Source organism: Microtetraspora sp. NBRC 16547 (assembly GCF_030268965.1).
Lineage (GTDB): Bacteria > Actinomycetota > Actinomycetes > Streptosporangiales > Streptosporangiaceae > Microtetraspora.
In genome coordinates, this window is the sequence record NZ_BSSE01000110.1 from 1 (window position 1) to 373 (window position 373).

The 373-nt window shown below is 72.1% G+C and carries 1 protein-coding gene; it reads right to left on the minus strand.

The window, feature by feature from the left end; translation table 11 throughout:
* Positions 1 to 109: 109 nt before the first annotated feature.
* Positions 110 to 373 (minus strand): hypothetical protein (locus QSK17_RS35815; protein ID WP_285711145.1); only part of this gene is annotated, 264 nt, incomplete at its 5' end.

Sequence of the window (373 nt, forward strand, 5' to 3'; positions counted from 1 at the left end):
TTCGGATCAGAAGGGCGGGATGTCGTCCTCCGGGGCCGGCGCCGGAGCCGCAGCCGGTGACGCCGTGGCCACCGCGTCCGCTGAAACGGGGTGGCGTGGAAGATCCGGGTCAGAAGGGCGGGATGTCATCCTCCGGAGCCGGCGCCGGAGCCGACGCCGTGTCCACCGCGTCCAGTGATGCCGTGGCCACCGCGTCCGCTGTGACCGGTTCGTTGAGGGGTTCTTCCCACCATGCGGGTTCGTAGTTCCAGGTCGGCAGGAACGGGAGTTCGTCGTTGGCGGGGTCGGTGATGCTGCCCGCGCCGTACCCGACAGCCGCGAGCCCGCCTACCCCGCCGGTTCCCGACCGGCCGGGCATGGCCCAGCCTCCGGG